The organism is Candidatus Solirubrobacter pratensis (genome assembly GCF_000425945.1).
GTDB lineage: Bacteria > Actinomycetota > Thermoleophilia > Solirubrobacterales > Solirubrobacteraceae > Solirubrobacter > Solirubrobacter pratensis.
The window spans coordinates 392,745-407,049 of sequence record NZ_AUEK01000008.1 but is presented as its reverse complement, the minus strand read 5'-3'; the positions used below and the strand labels follow the sequence as shown (position 1 = coordinate 407,049).

Below are 14,305 nucleotides of genomic sequence, written 5' to 3'. Positions count from 1 at the left end.
TACGCGATCGGCCGGACGTTGCGCGGATCGCCCCGACGTTGCTGAAAGCGAGGGCTGACGATCAGAACGCGGCCGCGGTGGTAGCGGGTCCGACCGTCGCGCGCCCTACGTCTTCGGCTGACGCGTCCTGCGGACGGTTTCGGCGCGAACCCAGGAGAGATAAGCGCCGTTCCCGCCGATGAGAGCCACCGCCGTGATGTTGGGTACGTCGTACGGGTGACGCTCAACGACGTAGGCGGTTACCTCGTCGAGGAGAAGGGCTCGGGAGCGGAGGAACGCGCGGGCCTCCGTGGTCTCGTGGACGGACCCGTCCCATCGGTAGATGCTCGTGACGGGGTGGATGACGTGGGCGGAGGAGGCGAGGCGGGCGTCGACGAGCTGGTGGCAGAGGTCGATGAGCCAGTCGCGGTCAGGTGCGGTGATCGTGACTTCGACGAGCTGGTCGGTATCGGTCATGCCGGCGCCTGGGCTTCGTCGAGGAGGCGGGTCATGGCCGCCTGGGCGGCGTCTTGGGTGCGGGCGAGGGTTGCGTAGCCGCTGATGACGGGGCCGTCGTAGGAGAGGCCGACCCAGCGGCCGTGGGCGTGTTCGCCTTGGGCGTGGAGGATGAAGAACATGGTCCCCTTGGATCGGACGTTGCCGTCGGCGGCGGCGTAGTAGCCCATGAGGACTTGGCCGTCCCAGAGGCGGAGCTCGCCGCGCCAGAGGTAGCCGCCGCGTTCGTTCTCGGTACTGCGTTCTAGCGCCTCGATGGAGATCGTGGAGCCGTGCTGGCTGAGGCCGACGGGCTGGGTGGCGATGATCTGCTGGCCGTCGCTGAACGTCTGCCAGGCGGCCCACCAGGTGCCGTCGAGCGTGACGCGGTCGCTTGAGCCGCCGGCGAGCTCGTCGAGCGTGACGCCGAGTGCTGAGGCCATGCGTTGGGCGACGCCGAGAGCGGGCTGTTGCTCGCCGCTTTCGTAGCGGTGGATCTGGCGGAGGTGGATGCCGGCCGCCGCCGCGAGCCCGGCCTGGGAGAGGCCGGCTTCTTGCCTGAGGCGGCGGATGACGTCGCCGAAGTGGGGCTGTTCTTCGCTGGCTTCCAAGGCACGGGTCATGATACGGACGGATACGTCATTGACAAGATGACGGATTAGTCGCTACGGTGGCGGACGGATTCGTCGTCCATGCAGTGACTAGGAGGTCGTACGTCGTGAGGTTGCCGATCGATACGAGCCGGTTGCAGTTCCTCGTCGTCGCCGCGGCTGAGCCGCTGCGCAAGTTCGAGGCGGACAAGCCGCGCGAGAGTCGTGCGCCGCGCACCGATACCAACGGCGAAGTGCTGTGGGGTGTGCAGTTGGTCGCGCTCGGCGACGGTGAGGCGGAGGTCATCAAGGTCTCGATCGTCGGCGACCCGGGCGTGGCGCAGGGCGAGATGGTCCGGGTCGAGGGGATGACGGCGCAGCCGTGGAAGATGGAGGACCGCACGGGCATGTCGTTCCGCGCGGCCGCGATCCACTCGGCCAAGCTGCGCCCGGCCGGCGGGGAGAAGGCGGCGGCCTGAGATGGTCTTCTTCGGCGTCAACCTGTCAGACGTCGGCCGGATCGAGCCGCTGCCGATCGTGCGCGGCGACGGGCGCGGCGTGCTGTGGGTCGAGATCATGGGCGCCGCGGACGACCTCGTGCTTGTCGGCAGCTCGGCGGACCTGCGCTACCTCGCCGCCTCGGCGACGGCCGCGGCCGAGCGCGTCGACCGGCTGCGCGCCGACGTGCACGAGCTGCTCGCCGCGCGGGAGTCGACCGGCCAAGCGTGATGACGATGCGGCGGCGGGAGACGGTGGCGGACTTGTGGGCGGGGTTCGTTGTGGAGCTGCTCGGCGGCGTGTGGCGTTGTCGGCTCGAGCTGGCTCTTGTCGGCGTGCCGCTGGTCGCGTGGTGGCTGGTCTCCCGTCCGCTCGGCAATGTCGGCGCTGGGGTCGTCGTCGGCGCGACCGTCGCTGCGGTGATCGTGTCTCCGGGTGCGCGTCGTGCGTTGTGGCGGTGGCTGAAGGCGAATCGCGTGCGGCGGGCGTGGCGTCGGGCGTGGCTTGACGTCGGTCTCCCTCGTGTCTCCGCGCGCCGTGTGCGGCAGGTGCCTGCGGGCGAGCTGGTCCGCATCCGCTGCTCGCGCGGCTCGTCGATCCCGACGGTCGCCGCGCACGCCGAGCAGCTCGCCGCCTGCTTCGGCACGCGTGAGGTCCGCGTTCACCGTGACCCCGAGCACGCGGCCTGGGGCACCGCGCTGCTGGTCCGGCGCGATCCGCTGGACGGCGTGACGGCGGACGGGCCGTGGGCGGACGCGACCTGCCCGCTGTCGCTGTGGGACGCGTTCCCGGTCGGCGTCGACGAGCTGGGCGGCACGGTCACGGTCTCGCTGCCCGAGCGCAACCTGCTCCTCGGTGGCGAGCCCGGCGCGGGAAAGAGCGCCGCGATGAGTCTCGTGCTCGCCACCGCGGCAATGGACCCCACCGTGAAGCTGTGGTTGCTCGACGGCAAGCTCGTTGAGCTGGCGGCGTGGCAGCCGTGCGCGGAACGGCTGGCGGGCCCGAACCTCGACGACGCGATCGCGTTGCTCCAAGCGGTGCGAGACGAGATGGAACGCCGCTACCGCGAGCTACTCGCTACCGGCGTGCGCAAGATCACGCGCGACGCCGGACTCCCGCTGCACGCCATCGCGTGCGACGAGCTGGCGTTCTACCTGACCGCCGAGGACCGGAAGCAACGCACGCGCTTCGCCGAGCTGCTGCGCGACCTCGTCGCCCGCGGCCGCGCCGCCGGCGTCATCGTCATCGCCGCCACCCAGAAGCCCGCGGCCGACGTCGTCCCGTCCGCGCTGCGCGACCTGTTCGGTTTCCGGCTCGCGCTTCGGTGCACGACGCCGCAGGCCTCCGACACGATCCTCGGCCAGGGCTGGGCGAGCCTCGGACACACCGCCGCGACCATCGCGCCCACCCAACGCGGCATCGGCCTGCTGCTCGCCGAGGACGGCGTGCCCGTCCGGCTGCGCTGCTTCTACCTCGACGACCAGGCCATCGACCAGCTCGCCCGACGCGCGCTGCTGATCCGCATGGACGCCGCGCTCGACGCGGAGACACCGTCATGAGACAGCGCGACCGCAACCGCGCGAACGCGCACCGGCTACGCGTCGACGGGCACTCGATCCGCCAGATCGCCAAGCAACTCCAGGTCCCCCGCAGCACCATCGCCGCCTGGATACGCGACGAGGGCGAATGGCACGAGTACCGCAACTGCCAGCTCTGCGGCAGCGCATTCCGCGTCAACGGCGGCAACCACCGCTTCTGCACCCGCCAACACGCCGAGAAGTACGCACGCATGTACCTCGCCGGCCGCAAGCCCAAGCAGGAGCGCTACCGAGAACGCATCCGCGAACTCGAGGCCGAGGTCTACGTCCTCCGCGCAGCCCTCGAAATCCGCGACGCAGCATGACCGCGGCCGCGATCACGCCCGAGCTGCTCGACGCGTTCGTCGAGCGCGCCGGCGAGGCGAACATCGCCAAGCTGGAGAAGCAGCTGCGGAGCGCGAACTACTGTGCGCGCCCGATCCGACTGCGTGGGCGGATCGAGACGTGCGACGCGCACGGGAAGAAGCGGGTGTGGTCGACCGCGGGCGAGCCGGACGGCGTGCTCCGCAAGGCGTGTGGGAACCGTCGCGAGGCGGTGTGCCCGTCGTGCGCTGAGCGGTATCGGTACGACGCGCTCCATCTGATCGGCGCAGGGCTGCGCGGCGGCAAGGGCGTGCCGGAGACCGTGGCGGGCCATCCGCTCGTGTTCCTGACCCTGACCGCGCCGACGTTCGGCTTCGTGCACACGTGCCCGGGCGAGGGTCGGCGCTGCCGGCCGCGGCGCGACGCCGAGACCTGCCCGCACGGCGTGCGGCTGAGCTGCGGGAAGGTGCACGCCGAGGACGACCCGTGTCTTGGGGAACCGATCTGCCTGGAGTGCTTCGACCATGACGGCGCGCTGCTGTGGAACAACCTGCTCGGCGAGCTGTGGCGGCGCACGACCATCTACCTGCCGCGCACGATGGCGCACCTGACGCGCCGGACGCAGAAGCGGCTGAAGCGGCTGGTGCGGTTCTCCTACGTCAAGGTCGCCGAGTACCAGCGGCGCGGACTGATCCATCTGCACGTCGTGATCCGCCTCGACCGCGCGATGCCGAAGTACCGCGCGCACGAGCTGCACCCGCCCGCGCGCGAGTTCGACCTCGAGCTGCTCGAGCAGACGATCCGCGGCACCGTCGAAACGGTCTCGGCGCCCATGTCCGACGAGCTCGGCGGCGGCCGCGTCACGTGGGGGCCGGAGCTGGACATCCAGCGCGTCGGCGAGTCGTTCGACGCGCAGCGGTGCGCGCGGTATCTGGCCAAGTACGCGACCAAGGCGACCGAGCAGGCCGGCGGCGTCCTGCATCGTGTGACCGAACGCGAGGTCGACGCGCTCCCCGTGCGCCCGCACGTGCGCGAGTACCTCCGTCGCGCCTTCGTGCTCGACGGCCACGCGAGCGATCGGCGGCTCGGCAAGACCGCGCACGCCTTCGGCTACCGCGGCCACTGCCTCACCAAGAGCCGCCGCTACTCGACGACCTTCAAGGCACTGCGCGAAGCGCGCGAGGCGTTCGTGCATGAGGAGCTGCTCGCGCGAACCAAGGACGCGACGCAACTCGCGATCGCGGCCGGCGGCGACCGCTTCGTGTTCATGGACTTCGTCGGTCAGGGCCACATCACAGCTCTTGACGACTGGCTGGCCGAGAAGGGACGCGAGAAACGCCGTGAAGACCGGTTGGCGGCGGTCGAAGCGCTCGCCGACCACCACTCACTCCGAAGGGAGCAGGCATGCACGACCCCACAGTGAGCGCCCCTGCGCCGCTCGCTGAGTTCGAGCAATTTCTGACGGCCCGCGAGGTCGCCGAGCGGCTCCGGATCGCTCCGTGCACGGTCCTCCGCTACTTCGAGGAGGGCGTCCTTCCGGGCAGGCGGCTGCGCATCGGCCGCGGTCGTCCGGTGCGGTTCCGGTGGAGCGAGATCGAGGCGGCACTGATCGAAGGCCGGGACTGATGCCGTCTCCGCGGGGCCGCGCGAGGACGGGCGAAATCAAGCGCACGGAGGCCGGCTGGGCGATCCGGTGGCGTGACGCGCGCGGGATCCGCCGACAGAAGGGCGGGTTCCGCACCAAGGGTGAGGCCAAGGACGTGCTCGACGACGAGCTGCGCAAGGCGCGGCTCGGCCCGCTCTACCGGCCCGACGTGACGCTGCAGCAGCTCGTCGACGCGTTCCTGGAGCAGTACCAGGGCGCGCCGTCGAGCAAGAGCTGGCTGCGGTACTACCTGATCAAGGCCACGGATCGCTTCGGCGACGAGCCGATCGGGGAGCTGCACGCGCTCGACATCGCGCGCTGGCGGGCCAAGATGCCAGAGACGATGCGGCACGGCGCGCATCGTGCGCTGCGCCAGGTGCTCGCGGCCGCGGTGCGGTGGCAGTGGATCGAGCGCAACGCGGCGCTCGACGTGAAGAACCCGCAGCACCCGCGGCCGGAGTTCGTGCCGTTCGAGAGCTGGGATGAGGTCGATGTGGTCGCGGCCGAGCTCGGGCCCTTCGGTCCGGTGGCGGTGTTCGGTGTAGGCACCGGAGCCAGGCCCGAGGAGGCGTTCGGCGCCGACTGGACCGACGTCGACCTGGTCGGCGGCGTGTTCACGATCCGCCGCGCGTACGCCAAAGGCAAGCTGAAGACCTACGCGAAGACCGCCCGCTCGCGCCGGCGCGTGCCGATCCGCCGCAAGGTGCTCGCCTCGCTCGAGACGCTGCCGCGCCGCGAAGGCGCGCTGTTCCCGGCTGTCGAGGGCGGCCGGATCGACATCAACAACTGGCGCTCGCGCGAATGGACGCCGGCGCTCAAGGCGGCCGGCATCGAGCACCGGCGCATCTACGACATGCGGCACACCTTCGCGACGTGGAGCCTCGCGGCCGGCATGAGCATCTTCACGCTCGCTCGCCGGATGGGCACGAGCGTGGCCGTCATCGACGCGACCTACGGGCATCTCGCGCGCGACGCCGACGGGAACGATCGCGAGCTGCTCGACGCCTACGACGAGGCCAATGGGCACGTAGTGGGCACGAATCCGGACGACCTCGACGACGACACCGAGCCCGAAGACGACGAAACCGCGCCGGAGCGCGGTTCGTGAGGGATGGGCGCGGCGGGTTTCGAACCTGCGACCTCTCGCGTGTGAAGCGAGCGCTCTCCCACTGAGCTACGCGCCCTCGGGCCTGCAAAACGATCTGTTTCGTCACGACAACTTGACGACGCGACTTCCCTGTGCTCCCCCTCGGCCACCCCTGGGTTGAGCGGATCATCCGCCTTTCCCAACGGCCGCAGAAAGCGGCTTGCACCGGACCGTCCTCGGTGGCAGTTTAGCCGGAGGGCGCGAGGCGAGGGACTTGCGGCGAGAACTGTGGCACCCGTGTCGCTCTGGTGATGCCGTGGCTCATGGAGAGCTCCTTCTCGAGGAAGGGCCCCGACGGGCGCGGGGCCGTCGTCAAGGCCGGTGCGCGGACGGAGTCCGTGCGAGAAGCTCGTCGGGGAGCTAGCGGGACCCGACCCCGGCGGGACCGGGCGGTCGCGCAGCGTCCGTCGGCTCAGCGGGTGCGGCGACTGAGCAGACCGAGCTCGCGCGCCCGTCGCACGGCCTCGGAGCGGTTGTGCGCCCCGAGCTTCCTGTAGATGTGGCGCATGTGGGTCTTGACCGTGTTGGCCGACACGAAGAGCTCGGCTGCGATCTCGGGCGCGGACAGGTTGCTCGGAAGATGCCCGAGCACGCGCAACTCCCCGCGGCTCAAGGGCTCGCTGAGCGGGTCGACCTGGGACGCCTCCGTCACCACGCCACCTTCGAGGATCTGCACGACGTCGGTGAGCAGCTTTGCGTGGGCGGTGCCGTGACGCGGGTGGCGCGCGAGCAGCTCGCCACCGTCCGCCATGGTGAATGGCAGCACGAGCCGGTCACGCTCGGCGAGGTCGAGGGCGTCCTCGACGGCCGCTTCGGACGCCGCGCGGTCCGCCAGCTCGACCCACGCCCGCGCGGCGAGCATCTTGGCCTGGACCGCCGTGAACTCGTGGATGATGGGCGCGTTGCCCGCGAAGATCGCTGCGAGCGCGTCGAGCGCTTCCTGCGGCTTCTCTTCGGCCAGGCGCACGGTCGCGACCGCGGTGAGCGACTCACCCCAGAGCGGATCGTCACGCTCGATGTTCGCGACCGACGACCGCGCCTCGTCGAGCAGCCCGATGCGCACCTGCGCGGCGACCCGGAAGCCGCGAAGCTGCGCCGCGAGCGCGTGTTGCGTCACGAGCAACGCCTGCATCTGCTCGCCCGCCCGGAACTGCGCCACCGCCTCGCCCCAACGCCCGGTGCCGCAGCACCACATCCCGCGGCTCAGCCGCAGCAACAGCGCCGTCGCCGGCTCGACGTCGGGGCGCAGCGCGGTGTCGGCGGTCTCCAGCAGCGCCTCGGCGCGTGCGTACTCGCCGGAGAACGTCAGCACGCCCGCGTAGGCGGCAAGGGCCACCGCGATCACGTGGTCCCGCCCCCACCCGTACGTGTCTGCGAGCGCGATCGCCTCGGCGCAGCGCTCCCGGCCCAAGGCGAACGAGGACCCGTTGGACGCGAAGCCGAGGTGTGCGCGCGCTGCCACCTCGAGATAGCGACGGCCGATCCGATGCGCCAGCTCAGCCGCTTCCAGGAGATGATCGCGGGCCTCGTCGAGCCGCAGCGACCACATCTCGACGATGCCGACGTCCATGAGCGCCACCGCGCGCAGCTCTCCGCCGAGCGCGACGTCGGCCGACGATCGCACGCCGTCCCGCCGTGCCAAGAGCTCGACCTGCTTCATGACGTCGGTGAAGTCGCCCCGGCGCCGGGCCAGGGACACCTTCGCGGCCGCCAACGCGACGTCGAAGCGCGAGCGTCGCTCGGCGGGGACCGACGCGGCTTCGCGCTCGGCCACCGCCAGGTAGCCCTCGGCCTCGAGCAGCGACCCGCGCTCGAGCTGGTCGGACGCGAGGACGATCGCGAGCTCCGAGTGCGCGTCCAGCGCCGCCGGCGGGAACGCCTTCAACAACGCCTCGATCACCGGCTGCTCCCCATCGAGCGACAGGCTCAGCGCGTGGTCGACAAGGAGCCTCGTCGCCCACGGCCAGTCCTCGGCCGCCTGCGCATGGCGCACCGCCTCTACCGGCAGCCCGTGCTCTTCCAACCACGTCGCGGCGCGGCGGTGCAGCTCGGCGATCTCGTCCGGGGCGGTGCGCCGCAGCTCGAGCCGCAGGAGATCTCCGAAGAGATGGTGGTAGCGGAACCAGGTCCGCCCGGGGTCCAGCGAGACCACGAACGCGTTGGCGTCCTCCAGGGCCCGGAACGTCGCCTCGGAGCCGACGCCGCCCGTCAGCACGTCGGCGAGCGATCCGTTCACGCGATCGACGATCGACGTGCGCAGGAGCAGGCGCCGGGACTCCTCGGGCTGGCGCTCGAGCATCTCGGCCAGCAGGTACTCGGACACGGTTCGGTCGCTCCCGGAGAAGGCGGCGACGAACGCGCCGGGATCCGGGTGGTCGGCCAGGGCGATCGCCGCGAGGCGCACACCGGCCGCCCATCCCTCCGTTCGCTCGTGCAGGATCGCCGCGTCAGCCTCGGCCAGGTCGACGCCCGCGCCGGCGAGCAGCTCCTTCGTCTCGTCCGGCCTGAGGCGCAGGTCGGACGCGCGGATCTCCACCAGCTCGCCTTCGAGCCTCAGGTGATGCAGCCGGAGCCGCGGATCCCGGCGACTCGACAGGACGACGCGGACGTCCGGCGGCAGGCGCTCGATCAGATCCTTTAACGCGCTGTAGGCCTCCGGCGCGTCGAGCTCGTGCACGTCGTCGATCACGATGACCAGCTGGTCGTCCATGCGCACGAGCGCCTCGAGGATCCGCTCGACGATCGCCGCGGGATCGAACTCGGGCGTCGCGGCGATCTCGGGCTCGACGACGCCGTCGGCCAGGCGGCTCACGATCGCCTGCAACAGTGCGAGCAGGAAGGCCTGGGCGTTGCGCTCGCCACGGCGCACCGCGACCGTGACGACGCGCCGCGACGCGACCGTCACGTCCGCCCACTGGCGCAAGAGGAACGTCTTGCCGCTCCCTGGGGGAGCCGAGATGACCGTGACCCGGTGGGTCGTTGCTCGCTCCAGAGCTGCGACGAGGTCGGCCCTCGGCAACACGACGGCCGATGCGCGACGGCTTGCACGCGGGCCGTTGGCCATCAGGCGCTCTTCTCACACATCACGGTCATGGATGGACCTGGCCACCGTAGCCGAGGTCGAGACCGGCCAATCACCCGATCTGGACGAGCGCTCCTCACCCGCGGTCCAACCAGCATCTCGCGGTACTCGACGACGTGAGAGCACTCAGACCATGACCAAGACGTCTTCAACGACGGAGCAACCTTCATGAAAGCCATCCAGATGACCGAGACCGGAGGACCCGAGGTCCTCCAGCTCGCCGAGATCCCCGACCCGACGCCCGCACCCGGCGAGATCCTGATAAGGGTCGAGTCCGCCGCCGTCAACTTCGCAGACGTCGTCCGCCGCCGCGGCGACCCGTTCGACCTGCCGAGCCCGCTGCCCTTCACGCCGGGCATCGAGGTCGCCGGCACCGTGGTCGCACTCGGCGAGGGCGTCGAGGGCCCGCCGGTCGGCAGCACGGTGTTCGCCACGGCCGGTCCCTACGCCAACGGGGGCTACGCCGAGCTGGCCGTCGCCCAGCAGGCCAACGTGATCCCCGCCCCCGAGGGCATGGACCCCGACGTCGCCGCCAGCCTGCTGGCCGTGGGCCTCACCGCCACGCTCATGCTCACCGAGGTCGGCCACGTCGGCACGAGCAGCACGGTCTTCATCCCCGCCGCCGCCGGCGGCCTGGGCAGCTACGCGGTCCAGATCGCCAAGGCGCTGGGCGCCGCCACGATCATCGCCGGCGCCTCCACCCCACAGAAGCGCCAGATCGCTCTCGACTCCGGAGCCCACCACGCCGTCGACTACCGCGGAGGCGCGTGGACGGAGGACGTGCTCGAGCTCACCGACGGCCGCGGCGTCGACCTCGCGCTCGAGATGACCGGCCCCGAGCACCTCGGCCAGACCGCCCGCATCCTCGCGCCGTTCGGCCGCATGATCGTCTTCGGCGCCGTCGCCGGACGCGCCGGCAAGGTCAACGGCGCCGACCTCGACGAGGTCTTCTACGCACCGGCGCTCGGCCAGGCCATCTTCGGCTTCAACCTCACCAGTTGGTTCGAGCACCGCCTCGCGCCGACGATCGGTGCGCTGCAGCGACTCATCGGCTGGATCGCCGACGGCACCATCGCCGGCCCGCCCATCCAGGCGTTCCCGCTGGCCGAGGCCGCTGAGACCCACCGGCTGCTCGAGACCGGCGAGTCGACCGGCAAGCTGGTGCTCAAGCCATGACCAGCGTCGCGGTGGTCACGGGTGGCGCGGGAGCCATCGGCGGGGCGATCGCCCGCCGCCTCGAGGAGGACGGCCACACGGTCGTCGTCGTGGACCGCGCGGCCGAGCTTTCGTGCGACCTCGGCAGCGCCGAGGAGGTCCGCGACGCCGCCCGAAGGGTGCTCGACCTCCACGGCCGTTGTGACGTCCTGGTGCACGCGGCCGCCGCGTTCGACCGGTTCACGATCGACCAGTTCGAGCCCGACACCTGGCGCCATGTCCAGGCGGTCAACGTCGAGTCGCTCCTGCTGCTCGCCCAGGCGTTCGCGCCCGGGATGCGCGAGCGAGGATTCGGGCGGATCATCTCGGTCGTCTCGAACACCTTCTGGAGCCCGCCGAGCCCGGACCTTCTGGCGTACGTCGCGAGCAAGGGCGCTCTGGTCGGGATCACCCGGTCGCTGGCCAAGGCTCTCGGACCCGATGGCATCGCCGCGATGGCCGTCGCGCCCGGGCTGACCCGAACTCCGGGCACGAGTGCCATACCCGAGGCCGAGTTCGAGGCGGTTGCGTCCCAACAGGCGCTCGCGCGCCCACTGATCCCAGACGATGTCGCCGAGACCGTCGGCTTCCTTGCCGGCCGCCATTCCGCGGCGCTCACCGGCCAGACGCTGATCACCGACGGTGGGCTGGTCCTGTCGTGATGATGCACGGTCATCCTGCGCGAGCTGACCCGCCCCCCATGCAGTTCGGCATCTTCTCCGTCAGCGACATCACGCGCGACCCGGTCTCCGGCCACACGCCAAGCGAGGCGGAGCGCATCGACGCCATCGCGCGCATCGCGCAGCGTGCCGACGAGGTCGGCCTCGACGTCTTCGCGATCGGCGAGCACCACAACCCGCCCTTCTTCTCGTCGTCGCCCACGACGCTGCTCGGGCACATCGCGGCCCTCACCCAGCGGATCGTGCTGAGCACGTCGGTGACGCTCATCACGACCAACGATCCGGTGAAGATCGCCGAGGACTACGCGATGCTGCAGCACCTCGCCAAGGGGCGCGTGGACCTCATGCTGGGACGCGGCAACACCGTCCCGGTGTACCCCTGGTTCGGGCAGGACATCAACAAGGGGCTGCCGCTGGCGCTCGAGCACTACAACCTGCTGCACCGCCTCTGGCGCGAGGACGTGGTCAACTGGGACGGCAGCTTCCGAACGCCGCTGCAGGGCTTCACGTCGGTCCCGCGGCCGCTGGACGACGTCCCGCCCTTCGTGTGGCACGGCGCGATCCGCACGCCGGAGATCGCCGAGCAGGCCGCCTACTACGGCAACGGCTACTTCGCCAACAACATCCTCGCGCCCAACCTCCACTTCCGGCCGCTGGTCGAGCTGTACCGGCGGCGCTTCGCCCACCACGGCCACGGGACGCCCGAGCAGGCCATCGTCGGACTCGGTGGGCATGCGTTCATCGCCAGGCGGTCGCAGGACGCGGTCGGCGCCTTTCGCCCCTACTTCGAGGGCTTCCCGATCTATGGCACGAGCTACGAGCTCGAGGACTTCATGAACGCAACGCCACTGAGCGTCGGCAGCCCGCAGGAGGTCATCGAGAAGACGCTCTCTTTCCGCGAGGGGTTCGGGGACTACCAGCGCCAGCTGTGGAACATCGACGCCATGGGGCTGCCGCTCGAGATGGCGCTCGAGCAGGTCGAGCTGCTCGGGACGGAGGTGGTGCCCGTGTTGCGCAGGGAGATGGAGGCTCGCAGGATGCCCGGCGTGGCCGAGGCCCCGACGCACGGGACCCTCGTCAGGGCCAAGTACGGAGACGCCGAGCCGCGCCGACCGCGGCCGAACCCGAACCGAGGCGACAACCTCACCGGTGCCTCGCCTTACCAGGACAGCGACCGTGCGCCCGTGCCGAGCGCCGGCGAAGGTCGCGCATGAGTGATCTGGCCGCCACGCGCCGGCCCGACGCCGAGGTGACGCACGTCGTCGTCGTGACCGCGGGGACAAGCGAGCGATCCTCGACCCGTCTCCTCGCCGACCGCGCCGCCCAAGCGACCCTCGACGCGCTCGGCGACGGCGGGCCCCCGGGCGCGCTGAGCGTCATCGAGGTCGGTCCTCTCGCCGTCGACATCGCCCGAGCTACGGTCGCCGGATTCCCGGGCGATGCGTTGGCCGCCGCCATCGAGGAGCTTGCGACGGCGGACGCCGTCATCGCCGCCACGCCGATCTACAAGGCAGGCATCAGCGGCTTGTTCAAGTCGTTCGTCGACCTCTTGGACAACGACCTGCTGGTCGCGACACCCGTGCTCCTCGCCGCGACCGCCGGCAGCGCCCGGCACGCCCTCGTGGTCGACGATCACCTTCGACCGCTGTTCGCGTACATGCGTGCCATCACCGTGCCGACCTCCCTGTTCGCCGCACCGGAGGACTGGAGCTCCACGGAGCTGACCGAGCGCATCACCCGAGCCGCACGCGAGATCGCGGTCCTGCTGCGCGCCGGGGTCGCCGGCCAGATCGCCGATCGCGGCTGGTCTGCCTACCAGCATCAGTTCGCCGGCAACGCCACGCGTGCCGAACGTACGGCGGACGACATCGACTTCGACGCGCCGCTGATGCGCCTCGCGGCCGGCGGCCGCGTCGCGTGATCACCCGATCGAAGTGACGACTCCTCATCAACGAATGAGCCGATGATCGGCATCATGTTGATCAAGATCACCAACGCAAGGTGACCGATATGCACGCCATGGTGCTGACCGACGACCGCGCGATCGAGCTCCAGGAGCGGCCGGCGCCGGCACGGGCCCTCGGACCCGGCGAGGTCCTGCTCGACATCGATCTCTGCGGCATCTGCGGGAGCGACCTGCACGCCGCCGACCTGACACAGGTCTATACCGCCGGGCACATCCTCGGACACGAGGCCGTCGGACGGATCCGCGAAGTCGGCCCCGGCGTCACCCAGTGGCAGGTCGGCCGGCGGGCGAGCGTCAACCCGAACGGCAACACCGATGGCACCTGCGAGCAGTGCCTCGCGGGACGGCCGAACCACTGCGTGCAGGCCACGCTCGAGCTGGCTGTCGGCATGCAGGCCGACGGTGGACTGGCGCCACAGCTCGTGACGACGGCCAAGACGCTGCACGCGATCCCCGACAACATGGGGCGCGTCGAGTCGGGCTGGATCGAGCCGGCCGCCACCGCCCTGCGCGCGGTCCGGCTCGCCGGCGACCTGAGGGGCCGCTCGGTGCTCGTGGTCGGCGGCGGACCGATCGGGCAGCTGGCTTGCCGCCTCGCGCGGCACTTCGGCGCCGCCTCCGTGTGGCTGGCCGAGCCGTCGGCCGAGCGCCGCAGCTATGCGGGCGCCTCGAAGGTCGATGGCGTCTTCGACCCGGCCGTCGAGCGGGAGGCCGTCGAGGCGCTGGCGGTCGACGTGGTCATCGAGTGCTCGGGCAACGAGCACGGCACGCGCATGGGCCTCGCCGCGCTGCAACCGCAGGGCACGATGATCGTCGTCGGCGGCGGCGTGCATGCCGGGCTCGATCCCATGGTGATCCTCCTCAAGGAGCTCCGTGTCCAGGGGTCGTTCACCTACGTCGACGAGTTCGACGAGGTCACGCAGCTGCTGGCCGAGGGCGACCTCGAGGTGGCCGACCTCACCACCGCGATCGTTCCCATCGAGGAGGCGCCGAAGGCGTTCGAGCTGCTGCGCGAGGCGGGGACGATGAAGGTCCTGGTGGCGCCGAACGGCTGAGGAGCGCGACGAGCAGGGCGATCACCCGGATCACGCCACGCGCGATCACCCCGGCGGCCCGGACGATCCGGGA

The 14,305-nt window shown here is 70.9% G+C and carries 15 protein-coding genes and 1 tRNA gene; 12 read left to right on the top strand and 4 right to left on the bottom strand.

Annotated elements, in window-relative coordinates:
- Nucleotides 1-105 precede the first annotated feature (105 nt).
- Both cutA and H958_RS36840 read right to left on the bottom strand, forming a co-directional pair.
- Nucleotides 106-456 carry a divalent-cation tolerance protein CutA gene (cutA, locus tag H958_RS0112450; RefSeq protein ID WP_028058910.1) on the bottom strand — a complete coding sequence of 117 codons (351 nt, stop codon included), beginning with the start codon at nucleotides 454-456 and terminating at the stop codon, nucleotides 106-108.
- Entirely contained in the window at nucleotides 453-1,097 is a 645-nt protein-coding gene (locus tag H958_RS36840; protein ID WP_051324164.1) for a helix-turn-helix domain-containing protein, read from the bottom strand. The genes cutA and H958_RS36840 overlap by 4 nt, the downstream gene beginning before the upstream one ends.
- A 95-nt stretch (nucleotides 1,098-1,192) precedes the next feature.
- Here H958_RS36840 and H958_RS36835 point away from each other — a divergent pair, with 95 nt between their 5' ends.
- The 7 genes from H958_RS36835 to H958_RS0112405 all read left to right on the top strand — a co-directional run bounded on the left by H958_RS36835 (nucleotide 1,193) and on the right by H958_RS0112405 (nucleotide 6,216).
- Complete coding sequence (locus H958_RS36835) at nucleotides 1,193-1,543, top strand: hypothetical protein (RefSeq protein ID WP_156027948.1); 351 nt, start codon at nucleotides 1,193-1,195, stop codon at nucleotides 1,541-1,543.
- 1 nt (nucleotide 1,544) lies between these two features.
- Nucleotides 1,545-1,793, top strand: a complete 249-nt coding sequence (locus tag H958_RS0112430) for a hypothetical protein (RefSeq protein ID WP_028058909.1) — start codon at nucleotides 1,545-1,547, stop codon at nucleotides 1,791-1,793.
- A 317-nt stretch (nucleotides 1,794-2,110) separates the two neighbouring features.
- The gene (locus tag H958_RS45060) at nucleotides 2,111-3,121 is read left to right on the top strand and encodes an FtsK/SpoIIIE domain-containing protein (protein WP_196807328.1); all 1,011 of its coding nucleotides are present in this window, start codon (nucleotides 2,111-2,113) and stop codon (nucleotides 3,119-3,121) included.
- Nucleotides 3,118-3,465, top strand: a complete 348-nt coding sequence (locus H958_RS0112420; RefSeq protein ID WP_028058908.1) for a helix-turn-helix domain-containing protein — start codon at nucleotides 3,118-3,120, stop codon at nucleotides 3,463-3,465. Before H958_RS45060 ends, H958_RS0112420 begins: the two co-directional genes overlap by 4 nt.
- The gene (locus tag H958_RS36825; protein WP_051324162.1) at nucleotides 3,462-4,886 is read left to right on the top strand and encodes a replication initiator; all 1,425 of its coding nucleotides are present in this window, start codon (nucleotides 3,462-3,464) and stop codon (nucleotides 4,884-4,886) included. The genes H958_RS0112420 and H958_RS36825 overlap by 4 nt, the downstream gene beginning before the upstream one ends.
- Nucleotides 4,868-5,089: a helix-turn-helix domain-containing protein gene (locus tag H958_RS0112410; RefSeq protein WP_156027947.1), complete on the top strand. Its 222-nt coding sequence runs from the start codon at nucleotides 4,868-4,870 to the stop codon at nucleotides 5,087-5,089. Before H958_RS36825 ends, H958_RS0112410 begins: the two co-directional genes overlap by 19 nt.
- The gene (locus H958_RS0112405; protein WP_028058906.1) at nucleotides 5,089-6,216 is read left to right on the top strand and encodes a tyrosine-type recombinase/integrase; all 1,128 of its coding nucleotides are present in this window, start codon (nucleotides 5,089-5,091) and stop codon (nucleotides 6,214-6,216) included. The genes H958_RS0112410 and H958_RS0112405 overlap by 1 nt, the downstream gene beginning before the upstream one ends.
- Before the next feature lie 4 nt (nucleotides 6,217-6,220).
- On the opposite strand, the gene H958_RS0112400 is transcribed toward H958_RS0112405, so the two are convergent.
- A tRNA-Val gene (locus H958_RS0112400) sits at nucleotides 6,221-6,292 on the bottom strand.
- A gap of 375 nt (nucleotides 6,293-6,667) precedes the next feature.
- A complete protein-coding gene (locus H958_RS0112395; protein ID WP_028058905.1) occupies nucleotides 6,668-9,277 on the bottom strand; it encodes a LuxR C-terminal-related transcriptional regulator in 2,610 nt (869 codons plus the stop codon).
- A gap of 228 nt (nucleotides 9,278-9,505) precedes the next feature.
- Between H958_RS0112395 and H958_RS0112390 the strand changes: the two genes are divergently transcribed.
- The 5 genes from H958_RS0112390 to H958_RS0112370 all read left to right on the top strand — a co-directional run bounded on the left by H958_RS0112390 (nucleotide 9,506) and on the right by H958_RS0112370 (nucleotide 14,232).
- On the top strand, nucleotides 9,506-10,513 hold the full coding sequence (locus H958_RS0112390) for a quinone oxidoreductase family protein (RefSeq protein WP_028058904.1): 1,008 nt from the start codon (nucleotides 9,506-9,508) through the stop codon (nucleotides 10,511-10,513).
- A complete protein-coding gene (locus tag H958_RS0112385) occupies nucleotides 10,510-11,193 on the top strand; it encodes an SDR family NAD(P)-dependent oxidoreductase (RefSeq protein WP_028058903.1) in 684 nt (227 codons plus the stop codon). The genes H958_RS0112390 and H958_RS0112385 overlap by 4 nt, the downstream gene beginning before the upstream one ends.
- Before the next feature lie 38 nt (nucleotides 11,194-11,231).
- Nucleotides 11,232-12,425, top strand: a complete 1,194-nt coding sequence (locus H958_RS0112380) for a CE1758 family FMN-dependent luciferase-like monooxygenase (protein WP_028058902.1) — start codon at nucleotides 11,232-11,234, stop codon at nucleotides 12,423-12,425.
- Nucleotides 12,422-13,132, top strand: a complete 711-nt coding sequence (locus H958_RS0112375; protein ID WP_051324160.1) for a CE1759 family FMN reductase — start codon at nucleotides 12,422-12,424, stop codon at nucleotides 13,130-13,132. The genes H958_RS0112380 and H958_RS0112375 overlap by 4 nt, the downstream gene beginning before the upstream one ends.
- An 89-nt stretch (nucleotides 13,133-13,221) precedes the next feature.
- Complete coding sequence (locus H958_RS0112370) at nucleotides 13,222-14,232, top strand: zinc-dependent alcohol dehydrogenase (RefSeq protein WP_081685817.1); 1,011 nt, start codon at nucleotides 13,222-13,224, stop codon at nucleotides 14,230-14,232.
- Nucleotides 14,233-14,305 lie beyond the last annotated feature (73 nt).

Excerpts from the sequence above, each read along its gene's own strand:
- H958_RS0112420 (WP_028058908.1), top strand. The coding sequence starts at position 3,118 with ATGAGACAGCGCGACCGCAACCGCGCGAACGCGCACCGGCTACGCGTC.
- H958_RS0112405 (WP_028058906.1), top strand. The coding sequence starts at position 5,089 with ATGCCGTCTCCGCGGGGCCGCGCGAGGACGGGCGAAATCAAGCGCACG.
- H958_RS36825 (WP_051324162.1), top strand. The coding sequence starts at position 3,462 with ATGACCGCGGCCGCGATCACGCCCGAGCTGCTCGACGCGTTCGTCGAG.
- H958_RS0112390 (WP_028058904.1), top strand. The coding sequence starts at position 9,506 with ATGAAAGCCATCCAGATGACCGAGACCGGAGGACCCGAGGTCCTCCAG.
- H958_RS0112430 (WP_028058909.1), top strand. The coding sequence starts at position 1,545 with ATGGTCTTCTTCGGCGTCAACCTGTCAGACGTCGGCCGGATCGAGCCG.
- H958_RS36840 (WP_051324164.1), bottom strand. The coding sequence starts at position 1,097 with ATGACCCGTGCCTTGGAAGCCAGCGAAGAACAGCCCCACTTCGGCGAC.
- H958_RS0112385 (WP_028058903.1), top strand. The coding sequence starts at position 10,510 with ATGACCAGCGTCGCGGTGGTCACGGGTGGCGCGGGAGCCATCGGCGGG.
- cutA (WP_028058910.1), bottom strand. The coding sequence starts at position 456 with ATGACCGATACCGACCAGCTCGTCGAAGTCACGATCACCGCACCTGAC.
- H958_RS0112380 (WP_028058902.1), top strand. The coding sequence starts at position 11,232 with ATGCAGTTCGGCATCTTCTCCGTCAGCGACATCACGCGCGACCCGGTC.
- H958_RS0112370 (WP_081685817.1), top strand. The coding sequence starts at position 13,222 with ATGCACGCCATGGTGCTGACCGACGACCGCGCGATCGAGCTCCAGGAG.
- H958_RS0112410 (WP_156027947.1), top strand. The coding sequence starts at position 4,868 with ATGCACGACCCCACAGTGAGCGCCCCTGCGCCGCTCGCTGAGTTCGAG.
- H958_RS0112375 (WP_051324160.1), top strand. The coding sequence starts at position 12,422 with ATGAGTGATCTGGCCGCCACGCGCCGGCCCGACGCCGAGGTGACGCAC.